Annotated in this window: 19 protein-coding genes, 1 other RNA gene and 1 riboswitch; of the genes, 4 read left to right on the plus strand and 16 right to left on the minus strand. The window is 72.6% G+C overall.

The window, feature by feature from the left end; translation table 11 throughout:
- Positions 1 to 56: 56 nt before the first annotated feature.
- From GON04_RS18300 to GON04_RS18360, 13 genes are all read right to left on the minus strand, one after another.
- Positions 57 to 3,326: an efflux RND transporter permease subunit gene (locus tag GON04_RS18300; protein ID WP_157399456.1), complete on the minus strand. Its 3,270-nt coding sequence runs from the start codon at positions 3,324 to 3,326 to the stop codon at positions 57 to 59.
- Positions 3,323 to 6,475 (minus strand): efflux RND transporter permease subunit, encoded by a 3,153-nt coding sequence (locus tag GON04_RS18305; RefSeq protein ID WP_157399457.1) that lies wholly within the window; start codon positions 6,473 to 6,475, stop codon positions 3,323 to 3,325. Before GON04_RS18305 ends, GON04_RS18300 begins: the two co-directional genes overlap by 4 nt.
- Before the next feature lie 25 nt (positions 6,476 to 6,500).
- Complete coding sequence (locus tag GON04_RS18310; RefSeq protein ID WP_157399458.1) at positions 6,501 to 8,177, minus strand: efflux RND transporter periplasmic adaptor subunit; 1,677 nt, start codon at positions 8,175 to 8,177, stop codon at positions 6,501 to 6,503.
- A 241-nt stretch (positions 8,178 to 8,418) separates the two neighbouring features.
- Positions 8,419 to 10,047, minus strand: coding sequence for an alkaline phosphatase family protein (locus GON04_RS18315; protein ID WP_157399459.1), 1,629 nt, complete (start codon positions 10,045 to 10,047; stop codon positions 8,419 to 8,421).
- Positions 10,044 to 10,481 carry a universal stress protein gene (locus tag GON04_RS18320; RefSeq protein ID WP_157399460.1) on the minus strand — a complete coding sequence of 146 codons (438 nt, stop codon included), beginning with the start codon at positions 10,479 to 10,481 and terminating at the stop codon, positions 10,044 to 10,046. Before GON04_RS18320 ends, GON04_RS18315 begins: the two co-directional genes overlap by 4 nt.
- Before the next feature lie 66 nt (positions 10,482 to 10,547).
- A complete protein-coding gene (gene cobT, locus GON04_RS18325) occupies positions 10,548 to 11,588 on the minus strand; it encodes a nicotinate-nucleotide--dimethylbenzimidazole phosphoribosyltransferase (protein ID WP_157399461.1) in 1,041 nt (346 codons plus the stop codon).
- Positions 11,585 to 13,039, minus strand: coding sequence for a cobyric acid synthase (locus tag GON04_RS18330; RefSeq protein WP_157399462.1), 1,455 nt, complete (start codon positions 13,037 to 13,039; stop codon positions 11,585 to 11,587). Before GON04_RS18330 ends, cobT begins: the two co-directional genes overlap by 4 nt.
- Before the next feature lie 5 nt (positions 13,040 to 13,044).
- Positions 13,045 to 13,815: an ABC transporter ATP-binding protein gene (locus GON04_RS18335; RefSeq protein WP_157399463.1), complete on the minus strand. Its 771-nt coding sequence runs from the start codon at positions 13,813 to 13,815 to the stop codon at positions 13,045 to 13,047.
- Positions 13,812 to 14,861 (minus strand): FecCD family ABC transporter permease, encoded by a 1,050-nt coding sequence (locus tag GON04_RS18340; protein ID WP_157399464.1) that lies wholly within the window; start codon positions 14,859 to 14,861, stop codon positions 13,812 to 13,814. The genes GON04_RS18335 and GON04_RS18340 overlap by 4 nt, the downstream gene beginning before the upstream one ends.
- Positions 14,858 to 15,778, minus strand: coding sequence for an ABC transporter substrate-binding protein (locus tag GON04_RS18345; protein ID WP_157399465.1), 921 nt, complete (start codon positions 15,776 to 15,778; stop codon positions 14,858 to 14,860). Before GON04_RS18345 ends, GON04_RS18340 begins: the two co-directional genes overlap by 4 nt.
- Positions 15,775 to 16,341, minus strand: coding sequence for a bifunctional adenosylcobinamide kinase/adenosylcobinamide-phosphate guanylyltransferase (locus GON04_RS18350; RefSeq protein ID WP_157399466.1), 567 nt, complete (start codon positions 16,339 to 16,341; stop codon positions 15,775 to 15,777). The genes GON04_RS18345 and GON04_RS18350 overlap by 4 nt, the downstream gene beginning before the upstream one ends.
- Positions 16,334 to 17,155 (minus strand): cobalamin-binding protein, encoded by an 822-nt coding sequence (locus tag GON04_RS18355; RefSeq protein ID WP_157399467.1) that lies wholly within the window; start codon positions 17,153 to 17,155, stop codon positions 16,334 to 16,336. The genes GON04_RS18350 and GON04_RS18355 overlap by 8 nt, the downstream gene beginning before the upstream one ends.
- 8 nt (positions 17,156 to 17,163) lie before the next feature.
- Positions 17,164 to 19,107 carry a TonB-dependent receptor gene (locus GON04_RS18360; RefSeq protein WP_157399468.1) on the minus strand — a complete coding sequence of 648 codons (1,944 nt, stop codon included), beginning with the start codon at positions 19,105 to 19,107 and terminating at the stop codon, positions 17,164 to 17,166.
- 65 nt (positions 19,108 to 19,172) lie between these two features.
- Positions 19,173 to 19,420: riboswitch (cobalamin riboswitch) on the minus strand.
- 36 nt (positions 19,421 to 19,456) lie between these two features.
- Here GON04_RS18360 and GON04_RS18365 point away from each other — a divergent pair.
- From GON04_RS18365 to GON04_RS18375, 4 genes are all read left to right on the plus strand, one after another.
- The gene (locus GON04_RS18365; protein ID WP_157399469.1) at positions 19,457 to 19,669 is read left to right on the plus strand and encodes a DUF904 domain-containing protein; all 213 of its coding nucleotides are present in this window, start codon (positions 19,457 to 19,459) and stop codon (positions 19,667 to 19,669) included.
- 17 nt (positions 19,670 to 19,686) lie between these two features.
- Complete coding sequence (locus tag GON04_RS18370) at positions 19,687 to 20,028, plus strand: cell division protein ZapA (RefSeq protein WP_157399470.1); 342 nt, start codon at positions 19,687 to 19,689, stop codon at positions 20,026 to 20,028.
- Positions 20,029 to 20,167: 139 nt separating this feature from the next.
- Positions 20,168 to 20,346: non-coding RNA, 6S RNA (gene ssrS / locus GON04_RS27315), on the plus strand.
- Positions 20,347 to 20,424: 78 nt separating this feature from the next.
- The gene (locus GON04_RS18375) at positions 20,425 to 21,228 is read left to right on the plus strand and encodes a sulfite exporter TauE/SafE family protein (RefSeq protein WP_157399471.1); all 804 of its coding nucleotides are present in this window, start codon (positions 20,425 to 20,427) and stop codon (positions 21,226 to 21,228) included.
- Positions 21,229 to 21,239: 11 nt separating this feature from the next.
- Here the strand turns inward: GON04_RS18375 and GON04_RS18380 are convergent, their stop codons facing one another.
- The 3 genes from GON04_RS18380 to gcl are packed head-to-tail and all read right to left on the minus strand — an operon-like array spanning position 21,240 to position 24,741.
- Complete coding sequence (locus GON04_RS18380) at positions 21,240 to 22,166, minus strand: 2-hydroxy-3-oxopropionate reductase (protein WP_157399472.1); 927 nt, start codon at positions 22,164 to 22,166, stop codon at positions 21,240 to 21,242.
- Entirely contained in the window at positions 22,163 to 22,939 is a 777-nt protein-coding gene (gene hyi, locus GON04_RS18385; protein WP_157399473.1) for a hydroxypyruvate isomerase, read from the minus strand. The genes GON04_RS18380 and hyi overlap by 4 nt, the downstream gene beginning before the upstream one ends.
- An 11-nt stretch (positions 22,940 to 22,950) precedes the next feature.
- Complete coding sequence (gene gcl, locus GON04_RS18390) at positions 22,951 to 24,741, minus strand: glyoxylate carboligase (protein ID WP_157399474.1); 1,791 nt, start codon at positions 24,739 to 24,741, stop codon at positions 22,951 to 22,953.
- Positions 24,742 to 24,767 lie beyond the last annotated feature (26 nt).

Raw genomic sequence — 24,767 nt, forward strand, 5'->3', positions numbered from 1 at the left:
CCAGCGGGACGGGCCGGCCATCACGGAACGGCGGGGACGGGGGAAAGGTCGGCGCTTCATGCGGGTGACGGTTGTTCGTGGTGGCGCGACAGCAGCCGTTCGTGCGGGCTGCGGCGGCGCAGCTTGTCCAGCAGCAGGTACACCACCGGGGTGGTGATCAGCGTGATGACCTGGCTGGCGATCAGGCCGCCGATGATGGCGATGCCCAGCGGGCGGCGCAGTTCGGCGCCCTCACCGAAGCCGATGGCCAGCGGCAGCGCGCCCAGGATGGCGGCCAGGGTGGTCATCAGGATCGGACGGAAGCGCAGCAGGCAGGCTTCGCGCACCGCCGCCACCGGCGACAGCCCGCGCGAGCGTTCGGCGTCGAGCGCGAAATCGATGATCAGGATGGCGTTCTTCTTGACGATGCCGATCAGCAGGAAGATCCCGATCAGCGCCATGATGGACAGCTCCAGCTTGAACAGCAGCAGCGCCAGGGCGGCGCCCACCCCGGCCGACGGCAGCGTCGACAGCACCGTGATCGGGTGCACCAGGCTCTCGTACAGGATGCCCAGCACGATGTAGATGACGACGATGGCCGCCAGGATCAGCAGCGGCTGCTGGCCCTGCGACTCCTGGGCCGCCCGCGCCGTGCCCTGGAAGCTGCCGCGCACATTGCTGGGCATCGCGATCTCGGCCTCGGCGGCGCGCACCGCAGCCTGGCCGTCGGCCAGTGTCCGGCCCTCGACCAGGTTGTAGGAGATGGTGGTGGCCAGCTCGGCGTCCTGGTGGCTGACCGAAGCCGCGGTGGGCCGTTCGGAAAAGCGCGCCAGGGCCGACAGCGGCACCATCACCTGACCAGCGGTCGCGAGCGGCTGGCCGCTGGCCTGGTCGCGCAGGCCGGGGTTGATGGTCGCCCTGGCCGTGGTGGTCGTCGAGGTGGTCGATGTCGTCGACGTCGCCGTCGAGGTCGCCGTGGTGGCGCCGGGCACCGCAGCGGCGGCCGCCGTGTTCCTGGCCGGCACGTAGACGTCGCGCAGCGACTCGGGGCTGCGGGCGAAGCGCGGCGCCACGCCCAGGATCACCTTGTACTGGTTCAGCTCCCCGTAGATGGTGGACACCTGGCGCTGGCCGAAGTTGTTGTACAGGGCGTTGTCGATGTCGCGCGCGCTCACGCCCAGCCGGGCGGCCGTGTCGCGATCGACCTCGACGTAGCTCTCGACGCCGTTGTCCTGCTGGTCGGTGTCCACGTCCACCAGCGCGTCCTGCCGCTTCATGGCCTCGGCCAGCCGCAGCGCCCAGCGCTTGAGGTCGCTCACGTTGTCGCTCTTGAGCGTGTACTGGTAGCTGGAGTTGGACGAGCGCGCGCCCATGCGCAGGTCCTGCGCCGGGCTGAGGAACAGGGTCACGCCCGCCACCCGCGCCAGCTGCGGCCGCAGCCGCGCGATGACGGCCTGGCCGCGGTCGCCCTTGGCGCGCTGCGAGGCCGGCTTGAGGGTCACCGAGATGAAGCCGCCGCCGGCGCGGCTGCCGCCGGTGAAGCCGACCACGGTGGCCACGGCCGGATCGGCACGGATGATGTCCACCAGGGCGCGCAGCTTCTCCTGCATGGCCTGGAACGAGATGCTCTGGTCGGCGCGCAGGCCGCCCTGGATCTGCGGCGTGTCCTGCTGCGGGAAGAAGCCCTTGGGGATCTTGACGAACAGCCAGGCGTTGATGCCGACCACCGCCACCAGCAGCAGCAGCACCAGCCAGCGCGCCTGCAGCGCCCAGTCGAGGCTGAGCGCGTAGGTGCGGTGCACCCACTGGAAGGCGCCTTCGGACAGGCGGCCGAACCAGCCGAGACGGCGGGGCCCGGTGCCGGGCCGCAGCAGCCAGGCGCACAGCATCGGCGTGGTGGTCAGCGAGATCACCAGCGAGATCAGCACCGCGGCCGAGAGCGTGACCGCGAACTCGCGGAACAGCCGGCCGACCTGGCCGCCCATGAACAGCAGCGGGATGAACACCGCCACCAGCGACAGGCTGATCGACAGCACCGTGAAGCCGACCTCGCGCGCGCCCAGCAGCGCGGCGGAGAACCGGTCCATGCCCTGCTCCATGTGGCGTGCCGTGTTCTCCAGCACCACGATGGCGTCGTCGACCACGAAGCCGGTGGCCACCGTCAGCGCCATCAGCGACAGGTTGTTGAGCGAGAACCCCAGCAGGTACATCACCGCGAACGTGCCCAGCAGCGAGACCACGGTGGCAATGGCCGGGATGACGGTGGCGCGCGCGCTGCGCAGGAAGGCGCTGACCACCAGCACCACCAGCAGCACCGCGATGGCCAGCGTGAGCTCCACCTCGTGCAGCGCGGCACGGATCGAGGTGGTGCGGTCGGAGGCCACCGAGACATGCACGTCCTGCGGCAGCTGCTCCTGCAGCTCGGGCAGCAGGGCCCGCACGCCGTCGACCGTGGTGATGACGTTGGCGCCTGGCTGCAGCGTGACCAGCACGATGACGGCCGGCTGGCCGTTGAACAGGCCGACGGTGTTGATGTTCTCGACGCTGTCGGTCACCTCGCCGATGTCCTGCAGGCGCACCGCCGCGCCGTTGCGCCAGGCCACCACCAGGCCCTTGTAGTCGGCCGCCGAGCGGCCGCCGCCGGCGCTGTTGCGGGTGTAGACCTGAAGCCGCTTGCCGTCCAGCTCGATCTGGCCCTTGGGCCGGTTCGCGCTGCTGGCCTGCACCGCCGCCCGCACGTCCTCGGTGGCGATGCCCCACTGGTTGAGCGCGTAGGGCGACAGGTCGATGCGCACCGCCGGCTGCGAGCCGCCGCCGATCTCGACGTCGCCCACGCCCTGCACCTGGGCGATCTTCTGCTGCACGAGGTTGGACACCTCGTCGTAGATCTGGCCCGGGCTGCGCGTGGGCGAGGTGAGCGCCAGGATGATGACCGGCGCCGCCGACGGGTTGGCCTTGCGGTAGGTCGGGTTGCTGCGCAGGGTGGCCGGCAGGTCGACCCGGGTGGCCGCGATGGCGGCCTGCACCTCGCGCGCGGCGGCGTCGATGTTGCGGTTGAGGTCGAACTGCAGGCTGATGCGCGTCGAGCCGGTGCCGCTGCTGGACGTCATCTCGTTGACGCCGGCGATCGCGCCCAGCCGGCGCTCCAGCGGCGTGGCCACGCTGCTGGCCATGTTCTCGGGGCTGGCGCCGGGAATGCCGGCGCTGACAGAGATGACCGGGAAATCCACCTGCGGCAGCGGCGCCACCGGCAGCACGAAGAAGGCCGCGATGCCCGCCAGCGCGATCCAGATCGTCAGCAGGACCGTGGCGACCGGGCGGCGGACGAAGGGACCGGACAGGTTCATTCGCCCCCCGCGGGCCCGTAGGCCTGGGACTGCCCCGGCACCGGCAGCTGCGTCTGCGGCCGGCCGCGCCAGCGCTGTCCCAGCCGCTCGAAGCCGAGATAGATGACCGGCGTGGTGAACAGCGTGAGCAGCTGGCTGACCACCAGGCCGCCGAAGATGGACAGGCCGAGCGGCCGGCGCAGTTCGGCGCCCTCGCCCCACCCGAGCATCAGGGGCACCGCCGCGAACAGCGCCGCCAGCGTCGTCATCAGGATCGGCCGGAAGCGCAGCAGCGCGGCCTGGTGGATCGCCTCGCGCGGCGACTTGCCCTCCTGGCGCTGAGCATCGAGGGCGAAGTCGATCATCATGATCGCGTTCTTCTTGACGATGCCGATCAGCAGGATGATGCCGATGATGCCGATCACGCCCAGGTCGTTGCCGGTGACCATCAGCATCAGCAGCGCGCCGACGCCAGCCGACGGCAGCGTCGACAGGATCGTCACCGGGTGCACGTAGCTCTCGTAGAGCACGCCCAGCACGATGTAGACGCAGACCACAGCCGCCAGGATCAGCCACAGCTGGTTGGTGAGCGAGGCCTCGTATGCACCCGAGGCGCCCAGGAAGCTCAGCGTCACGCTGCCGGGCAGCCCGACGTCGCGGGCGGCGGTGCGCACCGCATCGACGGCACGCCCCAGCGCCACGCCCGGCGCCGGGTCGAAGCCCACGGTCGTGGCGGGGTACTGCGCCACGTGCGTGATCTGCAGCGGCGAACGGGTCTCCACCAGCCGGGCGATGGCCGACAGCGGCACCGCGTCGCCCGAGCCGCTGCGCAGCAGCACCTGGCCCAGCGCCTGCGGCGTCACCTGCGCCTCCGGCCGCGCCTCCAGGATGACGCGGTACTGGTTGGTCTCGGTGAAGATGGTCGAGACGATGCGCTGGCCGAATGCGCTGTACAGCGCGTCGTCGATGGCCGATGCGGTGATGCTCAGGCGCGCGGCCGTGTCGCGGTCGATGTCGACCAGCAGCGACGAGCCGGTTGCGCCCGCATCCGACACCACGTTGCGCAGTTGCGGCACGGTGCGCAGCTTCTCGGCCAGGCGCTGGGCCCAGTCGTTGACCGTGGCGGTGTCCGCGCCCTCGAGCGACAAGCGGTACTGGGTGGGGCCCGACTCGGCGTCGATGGTCAGGTCCTGCACCGGCTGCACCCGCATCGTGACGCCGGGCACCTGCTCGCCGGCGCGGCGGATGCGCTCCATCACCGGCTCCAGGCTGCCGCGGGCGCTCTTGAGGTTCACCAGCAGGCGGCCGGTGTGCAGCATGGTGTTGTTGGCGGCATCAACCCCCACCAGGCTGCTGAGCGTCTCGACGGCCGGGTCCTGCAGCACCCGGCGCGCCACCTCCTGCTGCAGCTGCGCCATGGTGGCGAACGACACCGATTGGGCGGCTTCCACCCGCACCTGCAGCTGGCCGGTGTTCTGGGTCGGGAACAGACCCTTGGGAATGGCCAGGTAGAGCAGCACGGTGACCACCAGCGTCAGCACCGCAACCACCAGCGTGGCGCCCTGGCGCGCCAGCACCCAGACCAGCGCCCGGTCGTACTGGTGGATCAGGCGGTCGAAGCTGCGCGTGAGCCGGGCGCCCCAGCCGGTGCCCGCGGCCTCGCCACCCGGGTGGGCCCGCAGCCAGCGCGCCGACATCATGGGCACCAGCGTCAGCGACACCACGGCCGAGATGAGGATGGTGACCGCCAGCGTGACGGCGAACTCGCGGAACAGGCGCCCCACGACGTCGCCCATGAACAGCAGCGGGATGAGCACCGCCACCAGCGAGACCGTCAGCGAGATGATGGTGAAGCCGATCTCGCCGGCCCCGCGCAGCGCCGCCTCCATGGGCGGCACGCCGTCCTCGATGTGGCGCGCGATGTTCTCGATCATCACGATGGCGTCGTCGACCACGAAGCCGGTGGCGATGGTCAGCGCCATCAGCGACAGGTTGTTCAGGCTGTAGCCCAGCAGGTACATGGCCCCGCAGGTCCCGATCAGCGACACCGGCACCGCCACGCTGGCGATGAGCGTGGCGCGGGCGCTGTGCAGGAAGGCGAAGATCACCAGCACGACCAGCAGCACGGCCAGCACCAGCTCCAGCTGCACGTGGTGCACCGAGGCGCGGATGCCGCTGGTGCGGTCGGACAGCACCTGCACCTGCAGCCCGGCCGGCAGGCCGGAGGTGAGCTCGGGCAGGCGCTGCTTGATGGCGTCGACGGTGGCGATGACGTTGGCGCCCGGCTGGCGCTGCACGTCCAGCACGATGGCGGGCGTGAGCTGCGCGCCGCCGGCGGTGCTGCCGGCCCAGGCGCCCAGGCGCACGTTCTCGGCGCTGGAGACCACCTGGGCCACCTCGCCCAGGCGCACCGGCGCGTTGTTGCGGTAGGCCACCACCAGCTGGGCGTAGTCCTCCGCCCGCACCAGCTGGTCGTTGGCGTTGATGCTCCACGAGCGCGTGGGCCCGTCGATGCTGCCCTTGGCGGCGTTGGCGTTGGCGGCCGTGATGGCGGTGCGCACGCTGTCCAGGCCCAGCCCCTGGGCGGCCAGCGCGCGCGTGTCGACCTGGATGCGCACCGCCGGCCGCTGGCCGCCGGCCAGCGTGACCAGGCCGACCCCGCCCACCTGGCTGATCTTCAGGGCCAGCCGGGTGTTGACGATGCCCTGCACCTCGGTCAGCGGCAGGGTGTCGGACGTGATGGCCAGGGTGAGCACCGGCGCGTCGGCCGGGTTGACCTTGGCGTACACCGGCGGCGCCGGCAGGTCGGCCGGCAGCAGCGAGGAGCCGGCGTTGATGGCCGCCTGCACCTGCTGCTCGGCGACGTCGAGCGCCAGCCCCAGGCCGAACTGCAGGGTGACGATGGACACCCCGGCGGCGCTCGTCGAACTCATGCGCGACAGGCCCGGCATCTGGCCGAACTGGCGCTCCAGCGGCGCGGTGACGGTCTGCGCCATCACCTCCGGGCTGGCGCCCGGGTAGAGGGTCTGGACCTGGATGGTCGGGTAGTCGACCTGCGGCAGCGCCGACAGTGGCAGGAAGCGCAGGCCCACCAGGCCGGCCAGCACGATCGCCAGCATCAGCAGCGAGGTCGCGACCGGCCGCAGGATGAACGGACGGGAGGGGCTCATCGGGTCGAACGCTCCGGGCCGGCCGTCACTGCGCCCCGCCGCCGCCCTGGCGGGCGCGCTGCTGCATCTGCTGCCAGCGCTCCAGCGCCTGCGGATCGCCGCGGTCGAGCGCCTCCAGGAAGCGCTTGCGGCGCTCCAGCTGCTCGGGATCGTTCTGGGCCGACTCCAGCATGCGCTGGCGCTGCGCCGGGGTGGGACCGGCCGGGAGCGGCGTGGCCGCGGGCGTCGCCGCCGTCGGGGGCGAGGCGGACGGCGACGGGTTGGCGCCCGGCGCGTCGCTGCCGCTGCGCCGGCTGCCGTCGCCGCTGGCCACGGCGGGCGAGGACGCCCCGGCCTGCGGCGCGGCGGCGGCCGGCGCGTCCTGCGGGGCGCCGCCGCCGCCCGGACGCGCGCCCGAGGCGCCGCCGCGCGGGCGGCCGGCCCCGGCCTCGCCGGGCAGGGTCACGCGCGAGCCGTCGCGCAGCCGGTCGGCGCCTTCGGTGATGACGCGCTCGCCCGGCTCCAGGCCCTTGACGATCTGGATCTTGTCGACCGTCGACTGGCCGCGCTGCACCAGCCGCAGCGACACCGTGCGGTCGGGGTTGAGCACGAACACCTGGTCGCCGTTGGGGCCGGCACGCACCGCGCTCACCGGCACCAGCGTGGCGCCCTTGAGCGTGCGCAGCTGCAGTTGCACGTTCACGAACTGGCTGGGGAACAGCCGGCCGTCGGCATTGGCGAAGCGGGCCTTGGCCTTGACCGTGCCGGTCTGCGCATCGACCAGGTTGTCGAGCGAGCCGAAGGTGCCGGTGTCCAGCAGCTGGGTGCGGGTGCGGTCGAGCGCGCGCACCGCCATCGCCGAGCCGGCGCCGTCCAGGACGGCGTTGACCTGGTCCTGCGGCACCGAGAACTGCACGTCGATCGGCGACAGCTGGGTGATCACCGCGACGCCGTTGGTGTCGCTGGTGCTGACCATGTTGCCCACGTCGACGGTGCGCAGGCCGACGCGCCCGGACACCGGCGCCGCGATGCGGGTGTAGGCCAGGTTCAGGCGCGCCGTGCCCTCGTTGGCCTTGTCGACCACGACGGTGGCCTCGAGCTGCTTGACCAGCGCGGCCTGGGTGTCGACCTCCTGGCGGGCGATGGAGTCCAGCTGCAGCAGGGTCTGGAAGCGCTGCAGCGTGACGCGCGCGGCCTCGAGCTGGGCCTCGTCGCGCAGGCGCTGGCCGGAGGCCTGCTGCACGGCCATCTCGAACGGCCGCGGGTCGATGGTGGCCAGCAGGTCGCCCTTGCGCACCATCTGGCCTTCCTTGTAGAGCACCTGCTGCAGCGGGCCCGACACCTGCGGCCGCACGCGGACCGTGGCGGCCGGCACGACGGTGCCCAGGGCCTCCAGCGTCACGTTCAGGTCGCCGCGTTCGGCCACCGCCACCCCCACGGTGGTGGGCGGCCCGCCGCGGCTGGCACCCGGCCCGCCCGGACCACCGGGAGCGCCGCCCGGGGCACCGCCGCCGGGCGCACCGCCCGCCCCCGACGCGGCCTGGCCCGGGGCCGGCGCGTCGCTGCGGGTGAGGTACCAGGCCCCGGCGCCGAGCGCCGCCACGACCAGCACCGTGGCGAGGGAGCCGGCCAGCAGGCCGCGGCGGCCGTAGCGGCGCGGCGGCGGCTGCCCGGCATCGGGGGCGGAAACGGGCGTCGGCGGGGGAGTCACGTGATCGGGCATCGGTCCTTGTCCTGGGACGGCCGTGCCCAACGCACGACCGGCGGCTGCGGTCGAGAGTAACTCTTCCGCAGTATTGCGCCATCGGCGCCGCCCCCGGTGCACTGTAGGCGCCGGGCGTCCCGTCCTTCCTCTGGTATCGGCACGGGGACGAGCTTGCCAGCCGCAGGTGTCGCCCAGCCGCGCGCCATGTTGCTGGCACGCAAAGATCTGTCGCTGGGCCGCAAAGCGCCGGCGGCGACGGTCAGGGCAGCGGCTTGCCCTCGCTGGACGGGGGCGGCGGCAGGCCGAGCACGCGCGCCAGCGTCGGCGCCAGGTCGACCGGGGCCACCGGCGTGTCGACCCGGCCGGCGCGCACCCAGTGCGGTCCCCACAGCAGGAGGGGCACGTGGGTGTCGTCCGGATAGGGCGAGCCGTGGGTGGCCGCGTTGCTGGTGGCGATCCAGCCCTGCTTCAACACGTACTGGACATCGCCCGAGACGTCGGGATGCCAGGTGCGGCGCGCGGCGGCGAAGTACGGCGCGTCGGGCAGGCTGCCGCGCTCGAGTTCGCGGCGGGTGTAGGCCGCGGCGATGGTCGGCTCGCGCAGCAGCGCCTCGCGCGCGACCTCGGCCACCCGGTCCAGGTCGAGGCCGCGCTGGGCCGCGAGCCGGCGGTCGACCACCAGCGAGGACGACGGGCTGACCTGCACCAGGGGCGTCGCGCCGAAGCTGCGTTCCAGCTCCGCGTTGACCCGGGCGGACATCTCGCGCAGGTTCACCCGGCCGGCATCGCGGCCCTGCGACTTCGTGTACTCCGGCAACGGCGTGAAGCCGTGGTCGGCGCTCAGCACCGCCAGGTAGCGGTCGCGGCCGACCAGCGTGTCCAGGTCCTGGAAGAACCCCTGCAGCAGCCGGTCCAGTTGCAGCAGGTGGTCGTGCGACAGGCGCGACTCGGCGCTGTAGGCGTGGTTGACGTAGTCGTGGCCGGACAGGCTGACCACCAGGATGTCGGGCACCTCGTCCTGGCCCAGTTGCTCGCCGCGGATGGCGGCGCGGGCGAACTCCAGCGCCAGCTGGTCGGCGAACGGGCTGCGCAGCAGGGAGCCGTAGTAGGCGGCGTTGGGCGCGCTGTCGGCGGCCGCGCCCATGGTCATCGGCAGGCGGCCGCCGCGCGGGCCGTACCAGGGCGAGTCGTCGGGCAGCGAACCGGCATAGGCGGCCTCGGGCAGCAGCGGCCGCCACTGCTCCTTGAACCAGCGGTCGGCCGGCCGGGCGGCGTTGAAGGCATCGACCCAGGCCGGATGGCGTTCCATGTAGTAGGTGCTGGAGGCGAACTGGCCGCTCTGCGCCATGTACATGTAGGCGGTGCCCAGGTGGCCGGCCGGCAGGATGGCGCCGCGGTCCTTGCCCGAGATGCCGATCACCTTGGCGCGCGGGTCGGCGCGGCGCAGCACGTCGCCGACGGTGTCGGCCTTCAGGTTGCGCGGGCTGGTGCCGTCCAGCCGCTGGGTGGCATTGCCGATGTAGCGATAGGCGGTGTCACCGGTGTTGTAGACCTCGACGCCGGTGGCCGGGTCGCGCCATTCGTTGCCCACGATGCCGGTGCGGCTGGGCGTGGCGCCGGTGAGCAGCGTGGCATGGCCGGCCGCCGTGACGGTGAAGGCGTGGGTGTAGTTGGCGTTGGCGTACCAGGCGCCGCGGTCGAGGAAGCGGGCCAGCCCGTCGGGCGCCAGCTGGGGACGGTAGCCGGTGACCTGGCGCTGCGGCAGCCCGTCGACCACGAACAGGACGACCAGGCGGGGCCTCTCGGGGCTGGGGGTGACGGTGGCGCAGGCAGCCAGAAGCAGCGGCAGCAGTGACGCGGCCGCCCGGAACAGGGAACGAGGGATCATGAAGTGATGACGCAGAGGACGCTGCAAGGCGCCTGTTCGATCAGGGCGCCGGAGATGGAACCGCGCCACCAGCGGGCGGCCCAGCTGTCGAGGTGCTTGTGGCCGACCACGATGAGGTCGGCGCCGATCTTGCGGGCGAACTTGCTGATCTCGTCGACCGCCTCGCCGGTGACCACCTCGCCGCGGGCGACGTAGCCGGCCTGCTCGAGGCGCCGCAGGCCGTCCTGCAGGATGGACTGGTACTTGGCGCGTTCACGCTCCTCGAGTTCGACGTCGTAGACGCCGCCCTCCAGGCCGACGAAGCTCATGGCCGAGGGCATGACCGCGATCATGCAGAGCTCGGACTGGCTCCACTGGGCCAGGTCCTGGCAATCGAGCAGCGCCTTCTGGCCGGCGTCGCTGCCGTCGTAGGCCAACAGGATTTTCTTGTACATGGCGCGCTCCCAGTGTTTGGTGACAAACACAGGATAAGCGGCGCCCAGCCCGGGTGGCAACCGGGATCACCCGGCCTGCGACACCCCGGCGGCCTCGAAGCTGGCCATCTCGCGCAGCAGCGCGCAGGCCGACACCAGCAGCGGCCAGGCCAGGGCCGCCCCCGAGCCCTCGCCCAGACGCAGGTCCAGATCGAGCAGCGGGCGGGCCGGCGTGCCGGCGTCCGGACCCAGGTGGCGCAGCATCAGCTCGTGGCCGCGCTCGCCGGAGCGGTGCGTGAACACGCACCGCTGCAGCACCTGCGGCGCCAGCGCGCGCGCCACCAGCACCGCGGCGCCGGTGATGAACCCGTCGACGACGACCACCCGCCGCTGGCTGGCGGCCTCCAGCACGGCGCCGGCCATGGCGGCGATCTCGAAGCCGCCGAACGCCGCCAGCGCATCCAGCGGCTCGCGGGCCGCCGCGTGCCGCTCCAGCACCTGCGCCAGGATGGCGCGCTTGCGCTCGATGCCGGCGGCATCCAGGCCGGTGCCGGCCCCGACGCAGTCGGCCAGCGCGCTGCCCGTGAGGCGGGCCAGCAGCAGGGCCGCCGCCGATGTGTTGCCGATGCCCATCTCGCCCAGCAGCAAGGCGTTGCCCGGGAACGAGCGCACCACGTCGCGGCCGACCTGCAGCGCCTGCGCGCACTGGGCCCGCGTCATGGCGGGGCCGGCCAGCGCGTCGGCGGTGCCGGGCGCCACCTTGCGCTGCAACAAGCCGGGACGGGGCGCGAAGTCGTGGCGCACCCCGCAGTCGACCACCGTCAGCGCCAGCCCGTGCTGGCGGGCCAGCACGCTGACGGCGGCGCCGCCGGCCAGGAAGTTCTCCACCATCTGCCAGGTGACGTCGTCCGGGTAGGCCGACACGCCGCGCGCGGCCAGGCCGTGGTCGGCCGCGAACACCACCAGCTGCGGCTGCTCCAGCCGCGGCGCCTCCGATCCCAGCACCAGCCCGATCTGCAGCGCAAGCGCCTCGATGCGGCCCAGCGCGCCCAGCGGCTTGGTCTTGTGGTCGATCAGGTGCTGCAGCCGGGCGGCCAGCGCGGGATCGTGGAGGTCGGCAACCATCATCGGATCAGGTCCTCGAGCACGGAGGCGGCGACATGCCGCTCCAGGAAATCGGCCAGGCCGTCGAACACGGTGTCGAGCCCGGGCGTCCGGGCGCCGAACAGGGCCTGCTGCACGCCGGCGTCCTCGAACAACCCGTGCAGGTAGACGCCCAGCACGTTGCCGGCGGCGTTCTGCCAGCCCAGGCCGCGCGGCAGCACCGCCCGGCCCGGCGCCATGGCCGGGTGCGGCGCCGTGTGGCCGTGGTGGATCTCGTAGCCGCGCACGGCCACCCCCGACAGGCCGGCCCAGGGGCCGGTGACCTCGCCGAAGGTTTCCCGCGCCGGCGCGACCACCTTGTCGCGTTCGAAGGCGGTGACCAGCGGTAGGAGGCCCAGGCCGGGGCCGTTGCCGTCGATGCCGTGCGGATCGACCAGCGCCTCGCCCAGCATCTGCAGCCCGCCGCACAGGCCCAGCACCGCCCCGCCCTGCCCCGCGTGGGCGGCGACGGCGCGGTCCAGCCCCTGGGCGCGCAGCCAGGCCAGGTCGCCGCTGGTGTGCTTGGAGCCGGGCAGCACGACCCAGTCGGCGCCGGCCAGCTCCTGGGGGGCGCGCACCCAGCGCAGCCGCACGCCTGGCAGGCGCGCCAGCGGCTGGAACTCGTCGAGATTGCTGATGCGCGGATAGGCGACGACGGCCACGGTCCGGCTCTCGCGCCCGCCGCCGGCGGCGGGGCCGACCGGGGGTGTATCGACGCCGAACCAGCCGTCCTCCTCGGGCAGGCCATGCCCGCGCCACAGCGGCAGCACGCCGACGGTCGGGATGCCCGTGAGCTGCTGCAGCTGCTGCGGGCCCGGCGCCAGCAATGCGGCGTCGCCCCGGAACTTGTTGAGCACGAAGCCGCGCAGCAGCGCCCGCTCACGGGGCGGCAACAGCGCCCAGGTGCCGTACAGGTGGGCAAAGGCACCGCCGCGGTCGATGTCGGTCACCAGCAGGCAGCGCGCGCCGGCGTGCTGCGCGACGCGCATGTTCACGACGTCGCTGGACTGCAGGTTGATCTCGGCCGGCGACCCCGCGCCCTCGATGACGACCACGTCATGCCCGGCCCGCAGCTCGTCGAGCGCCTGGGCCAGGCGCGGCCACACCTGGCGGCTGCGGTCGCGCCAGGCCATGCGCGTGAGCGCCTCGTCGACCTGCCCGAGCAGCACCACCTGGCTGTGCGTGTCGGTCTCGGGCTTGAGCAGCAGCGGGTTCATCCGCACCTGCGGCTCGGCGCGCGCGGCCAGGGCCTGGAAGTACTGCGCGCTGCCGATCTCGCCGCCGGCGACGACGCGCGCGTTGTTGCTCATGTTCTGCGCCTTGAACGGCGCGACCTTCAGGCCGCGCCGCGCATACCAGCGGCACAGTGCCGTGGCGAGCCAGCTCTTGCCCGCGCCGCTGGTCGTGCCCAGCACCATGACGCACCTGGCCGCCATCCGCGTCACCCGCCCGGCAGCGCGACCCAGCGGCCGCCGACTTCGTGCACCTGCACCCGGCCGCCGAAGACGGCGCGCAGCGCGGCATGGGTGCGCGCATCGGTGCAGGCGCCGTGGTGCGCCAGCCGGCCCCCCGCGACGACCAGCAGGTCGTCGGCCTGCAGCGCCAGGGTCAGCTCGTGCAGCACGCTGACCACCGTGCCGCCGGCGGCGACATGGGCGCGCACCAGCGCCAGCCAGTCGGCCTGGTGCGGCGGATCGAGGTTGGCCAGCGGCTCGTCCATGAGCAGCACCGGGGCCTGGACCGCCAGCGCGCGCGCCAGCAGCACGCGCTGCCGCTCGCCGCCCGACAGCTCGCCCAGCGCACGGCCGCGCCACTCCCAGCACTGGGTGGCCCGCATGGCGCCCTCCACCGCCGCGGCGTCGGCCGCGGAGGGTGCCGCCAGCCAGGCCTGGTGCGGCAGGCGCCCGAGGCGCACGACGTCGCCGGCGCGCAGGTCTTCCGCCCCCGACTCGCCCTGCCCCAGCCAGGCGAGGGCGCGCCCCCGCTCGCGCGCGCCCCATTGCGCCTGCGGCCGCCCAAGCAGCTCGATGGCGCCGCTGGCCGGCAGCAGGTGGGCCAACGCCTTGAGCAGCGTGGTCTTGCCGGCGCCGTTCGGGCCCACGACGGCGGTCCAGCGGGCGACCGGCAGGGACACGTCGATGCCGTGCAGCACGTCGCGGCCGCCCAGCGCCACGCGCAGGTCGCGGGCAGCCAGCGCGATGTCCGGCCTCATGGCGGCCTCCGGTGCATCAGCCACAGCAGGTAGGCGCCCCCCAGCAGCGCGGTGAGCACGCCCACCGGCAGCTCGCGCGGCGCGAGCAGCCAGCGCGAGAGCACGTCGGCCGCCAGCAGCAGCAGCCCGCCGGACAGCGCCGCCAGCGGCAGCAGGCCGCGGTGGGTGGGACGCACGGCCGCGCGCACCAGGTGCGGCGCGACCAGGCCGACGAACGCGATCAGGCCGACCTGCGCCACCGCGGCGCCGGTCGCCAGCGCGATGCCCGCCACCAGCAGCACGCGCACGCTGCGCAGGGGAATGCCGAGGCTGAGCGCCGTCGCCTCGCCCAACGCCAGCGCGTCAAGCGCCGGGCTCCACGCCACCACCAGCGGCAGCACCAGGGCCAGCACCAGTGCCAGCAGCCCGGTGCCGTCCCAGCCGAGGAAGGCCGTCGTGCCGAGCAGGAAGGCCTGCATGGCCCGCATCACCTCCGGCGCCCAGAACATCACCAGCGCGGCCAGCGCGCCGAACACCACGCCGACGATGACGCCGGCCAGCAGCAGGCGCAGCGTGTGCTGCACGCCGCGCGCCAGCCCCAGGGTGACCAGCACGGCGAGCACCGCGCCGGCGAACCCGGCGCCGGCCAGCCCGAATTGGGCAGCCCAGCCGGAGGCGGCGCCCGGCGAGGCGCCCATGGCGACCAGCAGCACCGCGACGCCGAACGCCGCGCCGGTGGCGCTGCCCATGAGGTAGGGATCGGCGAGCGGGTTGCGGAACAGCCCCTGCGCCACCGCACCCGCCAGGCCGAGCAGCGCGCCGGCCAGCCAGGCGCCCAGGCTGCGCGGCAGGCGGATGTCCCAAACGATGGTGGATGCCGCCTCGGCCTGGCTCCAGAGCGGCTCCCAGCCCAACGAACCGACTGCGGTGCCCAGGGCCAGCAGGAGCAACGTGGCTGCGACCAGCAGGAGGCCCAGTCCGCCGGACGTCAGGCCGCCGCGGGCGCCCTCGCCCCGGGAGAGCGACAGCGGCGACGGCGAGCCGGGGTCGGTGCCGCGCGCCGTCATCGCGGCCCTTTCAGCCGCCCGGCCAGGCAGTCGGCGAGCACCTGCGCCGCCTCCGCCAGCCGCGGCCCGGGACGCACCACCACGTCGCCCTGCGCGGCCGACAGCGCACAGACGCGGCCGTCGCGCAGGGCGCGGATGCGCGACCAGCCCGGACGCGTGGCCAGCGAGGGCGCGTCGCGATCGGCGATGAGGATCAGCTGCGGGTCGGCTCGCACGACGAACTCCGGGTTCAGCTTGGGCACCGACCCCAGCCGGGCCGGCACCACGTTGGTGGCGCCCAGCCGGGTGAGCAGTTCGCCGATGTGCGAACTCTCGCTGGCCGCGTAGGGGCCGGCACTGACCTCGAAGTACACGCTGGTGCCGCGCGCGGCCGCCGGCACGCTGCGCACCGCCGCTTCCACGCCGGCCTCGACGAGCTGCCAGGCCTTCTCGGCGCCCGGCACCTGCAGCAGCCGGCCGACCGTGTCGAACACGCGCCGCGCATCGGCCAGCGTCTTGATGTCCAGCCCCACGACCGGGATGCCCAGGCGCTCCAGGCGGGCCGCCGCCCGCGCGGTGGCGCCGACCAGCACCACGTCGGGCCGCAGGGCCACCAGGCGCTCGACCTGGGCGTCGTCGAGCCCGCCCACGTGGGGCAAGGTGCGCACCGGCTCGGGCCAGTTGGACCAGTCGTCGACGCCCACCAGCCGCTCGCAGGCGCCGAGCGCGCAGACCGTCTCGGTCAGCGAGGGGAGCAGCGTGACGATGCGGCGCGGCGCCTCGCGCAGGTCGACCGTGACACCGCGGTCATCCGTCACCGGCAGCGCCTGCGCACCCGCGGCCAGGACCAGCAGCAGCCAGGCCGTCCAGCGCGCCGCCGGACGGCCAACGCACCATCCGCCGGTGCGATGCGCCAAGCCGATGGCCGGCGGCCTCATGCCGGCGCCTTCAACGTCATCGGCAGGCCGGCCGACATCAGCGTGACCCGCTCGCAGGCGGCCGCGGCCTGCTGGTTGAGGGTGCCGAGGGCATCGACGAACCGGCGCACGTCGCGCCCGAGCGGCACCACGCCCAGGCCGATCTCGTTGCTGATGAGCACCAGCGGGCCGGCGCTGGCACGGATGGCATCGGCCACCGAGGTCGGCTGGGGCGGGGCGCCCTCGAGCGCCACGGCAGGCATGAGCAGGGCCGTGAGCCACAGCGTGAGGCAGTCCACCACCACCAGGGTGTCGGGCCGGCTGTTCTGGCCGATGGCGTGGGCCAGGGCCAGCGGCTCCTCCACCGTGCGCATGCGCGGCACCCGCTCGGCGCGGTCGCGGCGGTGGCGGGCGATGCGCTCGCGCATCTCCTCGTCCCAGGCCTGCGCGGTGGCGATGTACACCGCCTCGTGCGTGGGCGACTGCGCCAGCCAGGCCGCCGCCAGCGCCTCGGCGCGGGCCGTCTTGCCGCTCTTCTGGCCGCCCAGGATCAGCTCGCTGCGGGCGATGGCGAGATCAGGCATGGCGTTCGTTCCACTGCACGACGATGCGGTGCAGCTGCTCCACGCCGTCGGTGAGCGCGGCCGGGCCGGGTTGCAGGATGTCGGCCGATTTCACCTCGAACAGCTGCCCGTCGCGCACCGCCGACACCGCTTCCCAGCCGGGCCGCGCCGCCACCCGCTCGGGCCGGAACTTCTTGCCGCACCACGAACCGACCACAATGTCGGGGTTGCGCCGCACGATCTCGCCCGGGTCGGCCACGATGCGGTGCTTGCCCAGGGGCTGCAGCGACAGCTCGGGGAAGCAGTCGTCGCCGCCGGCGATGCCCACCAGCTCGCTCACCCAGCGGATGCAGCTGATCGGCGGCTCGTCCCATTCCTCGAAATACACGCGCGGCCGCCGCGGCAGCGCCCGCACCGCGGCACCGATGGCGTCCAGCCGCGCGCGCAGGCCGGCCAGCAGCTCCAGCCCGCGCTCGGGGCGGCCGACGATCGCGGCCACCTGGTACAGCATGGAGAAGATGTCCTCGACGCTGCGCTGGTTGAAGATGGTGACCTGCACGCCCTTGCGCACCAGTTCGGCGGCGATGTCGGCCTGCAGGTCGGAAAAGCCGAACACGCAGTCCGGCTCCAGGGCGAGGATGCGATCGATCTTTGCCGACAGGAAGGCGCTGACCTTGGGCTTCTCCTCGCGCGCCCGCCGCGGCCGCACGGTGTAGCCGGAGATGCCGACGATGCGCGCCTCCTCGCCCAGCAGGTACAGCCACTCCGTCGTCTCCTCGGTGAGGCAGACGATGCGCCGTGGGGCAAGGTCGGTGGCGGCTGGCTGCTGGGGCATGGAAGGGCTCAGAACTGGACGCGCACCGCCGCCGTGGCGGCGCGCCCGGGCTCAGGATAGATGGAAGTGACCTGGCCCGCCGCCGTGCAGCCGAAAGCCTGCGAGTAGTAGCGCTGGTCGAGCAGGTTGGCCACGCCCAGGCTGAATTCGGCGTTGCGCCACTGGACCGCATAGCGCACGTCGACCGTCGCGTAGGCCGGGATGCGGCAGGCGTTGTCGAACTGCGGCGTCTGCTCGCCCACCCACTGGACGCCACCGGTCAGCCGGTGGCCCGCCAGCGGCGTCCAGTCGCCGCGCAGGGCCAGCGTCTGGTTCGGCGACAGCGGCACGTCGTTGCCCGCATAGGGGCCGGAGCGGAAGGTCGACTGGCGCAGCGCCGCGCTCACCCGCACCGCCACCGTCTTGCTCAGCTCGCGCATGGCCTCGACTTCGAGACCCTGGCGACGCGTGGGTGCCAGGTTGACGTTGGCGCCGAACGGCCCGAACGGCCCCACCGCCGCAGGGTCGAAGCCGATCTCGTCGGTGAGGTCGTGGCGGTACAGGCGGACCTCCAGCCGGGTGCCGGCCGGCTCCCAGCGGGCACCCAGTTCCAGGTCGCGCGAGGTCTGGGGCCGCAGCGGCACGCCGGGCGTGGTGAAGCTGAACTCGTCGACCGTCGCCAAGCGGAAGCTGTTGCCGAAGCGGGCGAAGACCGTGGTGTATTCCGCGACCGGCTGGCTGGCGCCCAGTTCCCAGGCCACGGGCCGGTCCTCCAGGGTCGAGGGCGAGAAGCCGTCGTCGAAGGCCTTGCTCACCTTTTCGCTGCGCACGCCGGCCGACAGGCGCGTGCCGCCGGCCAGCGTGACGTCGTCCTTCACGTAGACGCCGACGTTGGACTGGGTGCCGGTGGAGGCGGCGGCGCCGAAGCGCTCGCGCGTCCAGTCCCCCACGTCGACGCCCAGGCGCAGTTCGTTGGCGATGCCGCCGAACGTGGTCTGGTGGCGGGCGCGCAGCGCTCCGGTGGTGGCGTGGGTGTCGAAGTCGAACGGCAGGCCGAAGTTGATGCTGCGCAGCTGCTTGGTGCGGCGGCCCAGGTCCAGGCCCAGCTGCCACGCGCCCGCCTGCAGTTCGGCGAACGCGCTGGCCAGCTCGTTGCGGATGCTGGCGCGGTCGAGCGGGTTGGTGGTCTGGCGCGGGTTGGCGGCGTACTGGGCGTCGGACAGGGCGCCCGGCAGGCCGGCCTCGAGGTCGTCGCGCGTCAGCCGGGCGCCGATGCGCACGTTCTCGCCGGACCACTGGCCGCCAATCGATGCGGCGTCGAGGTCGCTGGCGAAGTTGTCGCGGTGGTTGTCGGCCTTGCGCTTCTGCCCCGACATGTCGACCGAGAAGCCGCCGCCGCCGACATGGGCGTTGGCACGCAGGTCGCGCAGGCCGTAGCTGCCCACGCCGCCGTAGACGGAGGCCGAATTGGGGAGTTGCCGGCCCAGGCCGGCCTTGGTCGTGATGACGATCACGCCGCCGGTGGCGCCCTCGCCGTACAGCACGGCGCCGCTGCCCCGCAGCACCTCGATGCGCTCGACCGAGTCGATCGGGATGCCGGCGATGCGGGTGCCGCCGATGTCGTTCTCGGACAGGCGCACGCCATCGAGCATGATGACCTGGTTGTTGTCGGATGTGGTGCCGAAGCCGCGCAGGTCGAGGCTGTAGTCGCCGCCGCCGAAGAAATCCTGGCGGCCGGGGATGCCCAGCACGCGCATCAATGCCTCGTTGACGCTGGAGGCGCCGGAGCGCGCAATGTCCTGGGCCGTGACCACGCTCACGCCATACGGCAGCGAGCGCGGCTGTTCGGCGAAGCGGGTCGCGGTGACGGTGGTCTCCTGCAACGAGGGGGATTGCGCCAGCGCGGCCGCAGAGGGGATGGCGAGCGCCAGGGCGAGTGCGGCGGGGTGCCGGCACGGACTGAAGTGGTTCATGGTCGAACGAAGGTCGCTGTCCGGTGCCGGCCTTCCCGCCGGCGTTGGACGATCCGGCCGCGCAAGGCGCGGCCACCCTGTTGGCCGGTATCCGGGCTGGCGAAGTTCGCGTCCATCGCCTTCCCAGAGCGCCGTTGCGGACGCGCCAGTGGCTTGCGAGGATGGAGCGGGGAACCCTGGTGGGCACCCTTTCGCTTACCGTTGCGGGGGCAGCGCAGGTTGGCCGTTCGGCGTGCTGCCGGCGGGCTCCCTGCTTCCCGTTGAACTGCGGCATGCGAACCACACCGCGAGCACCAACGGCGGCGATTCTAGGTCCATTCCCGGCACGAGCCCTACAATCACCGAAGCCATGGCAAGTGCCTCTCAGGTCGACCAGATTGCCGAACGCGTCGAGCGCCTGCTCGTGCGCTACGAGGAACTGCAGCGCACCAACGCGCTGCTGGTGCAGCAGGTCGAGCTGCTGACGCAGGAGCGCGATTCACTCAGGTCGCGCCTGCAGGCGGCACGCACCCGGGTCGACGCCCTGCTCGAGCGCCTGCCCGACATCAACCCCGCGGCCTGACCGCCCCCATCCTTCCCATGGCCTCGACCAAGCAGCTCGAAGTGCAGATCATGGGCCAGAGCTACCTGCTCGGCTGCCCCGTCGGCGGCGAAGGCCGGCTGCTCGAGGCGGTGGAAAAGGTCGACACCGCCATGTGCAAGATTCGCGATGCCGGCAAGGTGAAGGCGCGCGATCGCATCGCGGTGCTGGCAGCGCTGAACCTCGCATTCGACATTGCCGACCGCGAAGCCAGCGCCCTGCGCCAGGCCACGCAGGCCGCGCCGGCGCCCACCACCGCGAACGGCGCCGACGACCCGCGCCTGACCGCCCTGGTGGAGCGCCTGGACGCGGCGCTCGGCGACGACGGCCGCCTGATCTGAGGCCCTGTCCCGCGCCTGCGGGAGCTGCTTTTTCCGCCCGCCCGCACCGGCCTTGTCAAGCTCGACGGGCAATGGCTCGATCGCACCAATGTTTTGCGCCGCCAATGCCCCACGGCACGTTTTCGCGTCCTAGAATGGCCTCCGTCTGCAGTGCGCGTCGGGCTTTATATTTCCTTGAACCAATGCTCTTTGAGCTCGGGCTTGGAACAAACCTGGCAAGCGTGATCGTCTCGCGTCAGATGAACCCAATGCCAGGTTGACCTCGCCCACCTGAACTCCGGTTCAGGATGCCGGTCCGGTGGCACTTGCAGACGCCTCTTCCACGGGCTGCCCACGGGCAGCCCGTTTTCATTGCGGCGCACAATCCTGCGCTTCGCGACGAACCCCCGACGGAACATGCCCTTGCTGCAGCCCGAACTCATTGCCGAACTGCTCCTGATCGGAGCCTGCACCGGCTTCCTGGCGGGCCTTCTGGGCATCGGGGGCGGCATGCTGATGGTGCCGTTCGTCACCATCATCCTGCACGCCAAGGGCTACCCGCCCGACTACACGGTGAAGACCGCCGTCGCGACGTCGCTGGCGACGATCTGCTTCACCTCGCTGTCGTCGGTGCGGGCGCACCACCGGCGCGGCGCCGTCCTGTGGCCCATCGTGCGCCTGCTCGCGCCCGGCATCCTCCTGGGCTCGCTGGTCGGCGCACAGATCGCCGTCGCGATGCCGGGCAAGGTGCTCAGCATCTTCTTCGCGGCATTCGTGGGCTTTTCGGCGACGCAGTTCTTCATCGACCGCAAGCCCAAGCCGAGCCGCACGCTGCCCGGACGCGCCGGCACGTTCGGCATGGGCACGGTGATCGGCGTGCTCTCGGCACTGGTGGGCGCCGGCGGCGCCTTCATCTCGGTGCCGTTCATGACCTGGTGCAATGTGCGCATCCACGACGCGGTGGGCACGTCGGCAGCCCTGGGCTTTCCGATCGCGCTGGCCGGCACGCTCGGATATGTGTGGGCCGGCCGCGACCTGCCGCCGCTGCTGCCCGGCGCCTTCGGCTACCTGTACCTGCCCGGGTTGCTGGTCATCGCGGCGGCCAGCATGGTGATGGCGCCGCTGGGCGCCCGCACGGCCCACCGGATGGACATCCGGCCGCTGAAGAAGGTGTTCGCGATGGCCCTGTACGGGGTGGCGGCTTACTTCCTCACCCGCTGACGCGGCGCCGGTTAGCGCGCAGGCTCGCGGGTCGGTGCCGCCGGTGCGGCGAGTTCGTGGCGCGCCAGCAGTTCGACCGCCTGCACCAGGGCCGAATGGTCGGCGCCGGCCAGTCCCAGCGCATCGCAGGTCTGCAGCAATTGGGCCGTGGCGGCCGTGAGCGGCAGCGCCATGCCCAGCCCGCGCGCGCCCTGGAGCGCCAGCGCCAGGTCCTTCTGGTGCAGGGCGATGCGGAAGCCGGGCGCGAACGTGCGTTGCAGCATCCGTTGCCCGTGCACCTCGAGCACCCTCGACGCGGCGAATCCCCCGAGCAGGGCCTCGCGCACGCGGGCCGGATCGGCGCCCGCCTTGCCGGCGAACACCAGTGCCTCGGCCACCGCGGCAATGTTCAACGCCACGACGATCTGGTTGGCGACCTTGCACACCTGGCCATCGCCGACGCCGCCCACGTGCGTGATGCTGCGGCCCATGGTCGAGAGCAGCGGCCGCACGCGCTCGAGCACGGCCGCGTCGCCGCCCACCATGAAGCTCAGCGTCGCGCCGCGCGCACCGACCTCGCCGCCCGACACCGGTGCATCCAGGTAGTCGCATCCGAGTTCGCGGATGCGGGCCGCGAACCGGCGGGTGGCGACGGGGTCGATGGAACTGCAGTCGATGACGCAGGAGCCCGGCCGCAGGCCGGCCGCCACGCCGCGGTCGCCGAACAGGACCTTCTCGACGTCCGGGGTGTCCGGGAGCATCAGGAACACCGTGTCCGAACGCGCCGCCACTTCACTGGCGACGGCGCAGGGCGTCGCACCGGCTGCCAGCACGCCCTCGGGGATCTTGCTGCGCGTGTGCACGGCCACCGGGTGGCCGGCGGCCAGCAGGTGGCCCGCCATGGGAGCGCCCATCGCGCCCAGCCCGATGAACCCGAGTTTGGATCCGTTGCGCGTCATTGGCAGGCCTCCATCCAGCCCAGCCCCTGCACGGTGGTGCCAGCGGGCTTGTATTCGCAGCCGATCCAGCCGGACCAGCCCAGTTCGTCGAGGCGATGGAACAGGAAGGGATAGTTGATCTCGCCGGTGCCCGGTTCGTGGCGGCCCGGGTTGTCGGCCACCTGGATGTGGCCGATGCGCGGCAGGTGCCGCTCCAGGGTGGCCGCCAGTTCGCCTTCGCTGCGCTGCGCGTGGTAGACGTCGTACTGCAGCAGCAGGTTGTCGGCACCCACCTGGTCGATGACGGCCAGGGCCTGGTCGGTGCGCGTGAGGAAGAAGCCCGGGATGTCGTATGCGTTGATCGGTTCCACCAGCAGCCGCAGGCCCGCGCGGCCGAGCTCGCGCGCGGCGTGCCGCAGGTTGTCCACCAGCGTCGCGTTGGCCTCCTGCGGCGACACGCCGGCGGGCAGCTTGCCGGCCAGGCAGTTCAGCTGCGGGCAATCGAGCGCATGGGCGTAGCGGATGGCGCGCTCGATGCCGTCGCGGAACTCCTGCACCCGGCGCGGATCGCAGGCGATGCCGCGGTCGCCGACGGCCCAGTTGCCGGCCGGCAGGTTGTGCAGCACCTGCTTCAGGCCGTGGTGGCGCAGGCGGGCCAGCAGTTCCCCCGGCGCATAGTCGTAGGGAAACAGGTACTCCACCGCCGTGAAGCCGGCCGCCCGCGCGGCAGCGAACCGGTCCAGGAACGGCAGGTCATCGAACAGCATCGTGAGGTTGGCGGCGAAACGCGGCATCGCTCGTCTCCTCAGCGCGCCAGCGCGGCCGCGGACACCGGCGCCGCAACCGGCGCGGGCGCAGCCTCGTCGAATTCGACGATCTTGTCGATCTCGACGCCCATCGGAATGTTCGTCACCCGCTCGAGGATGACCTCCACCACGACCGGCACCTGGAACTCCTGCATCCAGGCCTCGGCCTGCGCGATGGCGGCACCCAGCTGGTCGGGGCGGTGCACGCGGATCGCCTTGCAGCCCAGGCCCTCGACGACCTTGACGTGGTCGATGCCATAGCCGCGCTCGGGCTGCGCGTCCTGCGGCATGTTGATGTTGTCGAACGCCAGCTGGACGCAGTAGTCCATGTCGAACCCGCGCTGCGCCTGGCGGATCAGGCCCAGGTAGGAGTTGTTCACCACCATGTGCAGGTAGGGCAGCTTGAACTGCGCACCCACGGCCAGCTCCTCGATCATGAACTGGAAGTCGTAGTCGCCCGACAGCGCCACGATGCGCCGCGACGGGTCGGCGGCCCGCACGCCCAGCGCCGCCGAGACCGTCCAGCCCAGCGGGCCGGCCTGCCCGCAGTTGATCCAGTTGCGCGGCCGGAACACGTTCAGGTGCTGCGCCCCGGCGATCTGCGACAGGCCGATGGTGCTGACGTAGCAGGTCTCGGCGCCAAATGCCTCGTTCATGGCCTGGTACACCCGCTGCGGCTTCATCGGCACCTGCTCGAAGTCCGTGCGGCGGCGCATGGTCTGCTTGCGGTGCAGGCAGTCGGCCGCCCATGCGGAGCGCGGCTGCAGGCGGCCGGCGGCGATCTCCTCGCGGGCGACCGCGATGAACTCGCGCAATGCCACGCCGGCGTCGGACGCGATGCCCAGCTCCGGCGCGAACACGCGGCCGATCTGGGTCGGCTCGATGTCGACGTGCACGAAGCGCCGCCCCTTGGTGTAGACCTCGACCGAGCCGGTGTGCCGGTTGGCCCAGCGGTTGCCGATGCCCAGCACGAAGTCGCTCTCCAGCAGGTTGGCGTTGCCGTAGCGGTGGCTGGTCTGCAGGCCGCACATGCCGGCCATCAGCGGATGGTCGTCGGGGATGGCGCCCCAGGCCATCAGGGTCGGGATCACGGGCACGCCGGTGAGCTCGGCGAACTCGACCAGCAGGTTGCAGGCATCGGCGTTGATGATGCCGCCGCCGGCCACGATGATGGGCCGCTGCGCCTCCTGCAGCATCGAGATTGCCTTGCGGGCCTGGGCGCGGGTGCAGACCGGCTTGTGGACCGGCAGCGGCGAGTAGGTGTCCGGGTCGAACTCGAACTCGGCCATCTGCACGTCGATCGGCAGGTCGATCAGCACCGGCCCGGGCCGGCCGGAGCGCATGAGGTGGAACGCCTGCTGGAACACGCCCGGCACCTGGGCCGGCTCGCGCACCGTCACGGCCCATTTGGTGACCGGCCGGGCGATGGCCTCGATGTCGACCGCCTGGAAGTCCTCCTTGTGCAGGCGCGCCCGCGGCGCCTGGCCGGTGATGCACAGGATGGGGATGGAGTCGGCCTGCGCCGAGTACAACCCCGTGATCATGTCGGTGCCGGCGGGGCCCGAGGTGCCGATGCACACGCCGATGTTGCCGGCCGCGGCCCGGGTGTAACCCTCGGCCATGTGCGAGGCACCCTCGACGTGGCGCGCCAGGATGTGGGCGATGGTGCCCTGCTTGCGCATCGCGGCGTAGAACGGGTTGATGGCGGCACCCGGCACGCCGAACGCCTGCGTCACGCCCTCCTTCTCCAGCACCCACACGGCGGCCTGGGCTGCGGTCATCTTGGTCATCGCGCTGTCTCCTTTGGTGGCAGCCG

Origin of the sequence: Ramlibacter pinisoli (genome assembly GCF_009758015.1) — a bacterium.
GTDB lineage: Bacteria > Pseudomonadota > Gammaproteobacteria > Burkholderiales > Burkholderiaceae_C > Ramlibacter > Ramlibacter pinisoli.

Bases quoted from the DNA above. Each gene is read 5' to 3' on its own strand.
- GON04_RS18300 (WP_157399456.1), bottom strand. From the start codon at position 3,326: ATGAACCTGTCCGGTCCCTTCGTCCGCCGCCCGGTCGCCACGGTCCTG.
- GON04_RS18305 (WP_157399457.1), bottom strand. From the start codon at position 6,475: ATGAGCCCCTCCCGTCCGTTCATCCTGCGGCCGGTCGCGACCTCGCTG.
- GON04_RS18310 (WP_157399458.1), bottom strand. From the start codon at position 8,177: ATGCCCGATCACGTGACTCCCCCGCCGACGCCCGTTTCCGCCCCCGAT.
- GON04_RS18315 (WP_157399459.1), bottom strand. From the start codon at position 10,047: ATGATCCCTCGTTCCCTGTTCCGGGCGGCCGCGTCACTGCTGCCGCTG.
- GON04_RS18320 (WP_157399460.1), bottom strand. From the start codon at position 10,481: ATGTACAAGAAAATCCTGTTGGCCTACGACGGCAGCGACGCCGGCCAG.
- cobT (WP_157399461.1), bottom strand. From the start codon at position 11,588: ATGATGGTTGCCGACCTCCACGATCCCGCGCTGGCCGCCCGGCTGCAG.
- GON04_RS18330 (WP_157399462.1), bottom strand. From the start codon at position 13,039: ATGGCGGCCAGGTGCGTCATGGTGCTGGGCACGACCAGCGGCGCGGGC.
- GON04_RS18335 (WP_157399463.1), bottom strand. From the start codon at position 13,815: ATGAGGCCGGACATCGCGCTGGCTGCCCGCGACCTGCGCGTGGCGCTG.
- GON04_RS18340 (WP_157399464.1), bottom strand. From the start codon at position 14,861: ATGACGGCGCGCGGCACCGACCCCGGCTCGCCGTCGCCGCTGTCGCTC.
- GON04_RS18345 (WP_157399465.1), bottom strand. From the start codon at position 15,778: ATGAGGCCGCCGGCCATCGGCTTGGCGCATCGCACCGGCGGATGGTGC.
- GON04_RS18350 (WP_157399466.1), bottom strand. From the start codon at position 16,341: ATGCCTGATCTCGCCATCGCCCGCAGCGAGCTGATCCTGGGCGGCCAG.
- GON04_RS18355 (WP_157399467.1), bottom strand. From the start codon at position 17,155: ATGCCCCAGCAGCCAGCCGCCACCGACCTTGCCCCACGGCGCATCGTC.
- GON04_RS18360 (WP_157399468.1), bottom strand. From the start codon at position 19,107: ATGAACCACTTCAGTCCGTGCCGGCACCCCGCCGCACTCGCCCTGGCG.
- GON04_RS18365 (WP_157399469.1), top strand. From the start codon at position 19,457: ATGGCAAGTGCCTCTCAGGTCGACCAGATTGCCGAACGCGTCGAGCGC.
- GON04_RS18370 (WP_157399470.1), top strand. From the start codon at position 19,687: ATGGCCTCGACCAAGCAGCTCGAAGTGCAGATCATGGGCCAGAGCTAC.
- GON04_RS18375 (WP_157399471.1), top strand. From the start codon at position 20,425: ATGCCCTTGCTGCAGCCCGAACTCATTGCCGAACTGCTCCTGATCGGA.
- GON04_RS18380 (WP_157399472.1), bottom strand. From the start codon at position 22,166: ATGACGCGCAACGGATCCAAACTCGGGTTCATCGGGCTGGGCGCGATG.
- hyi (WP_157399473.1), bottom strand. From the start codon at position 22,939: ATGCCGCGTTTCGCCGCCAACCTCACGATGCTGTTCGATGACCTGCCG.
- gcl (WP_157399474.1), bottom strand. From the start codon at position 24,741: ATGACCAAGATGACCGCAGCCCAGGCCGCCGTGTGGGTGCTGGAGAAG.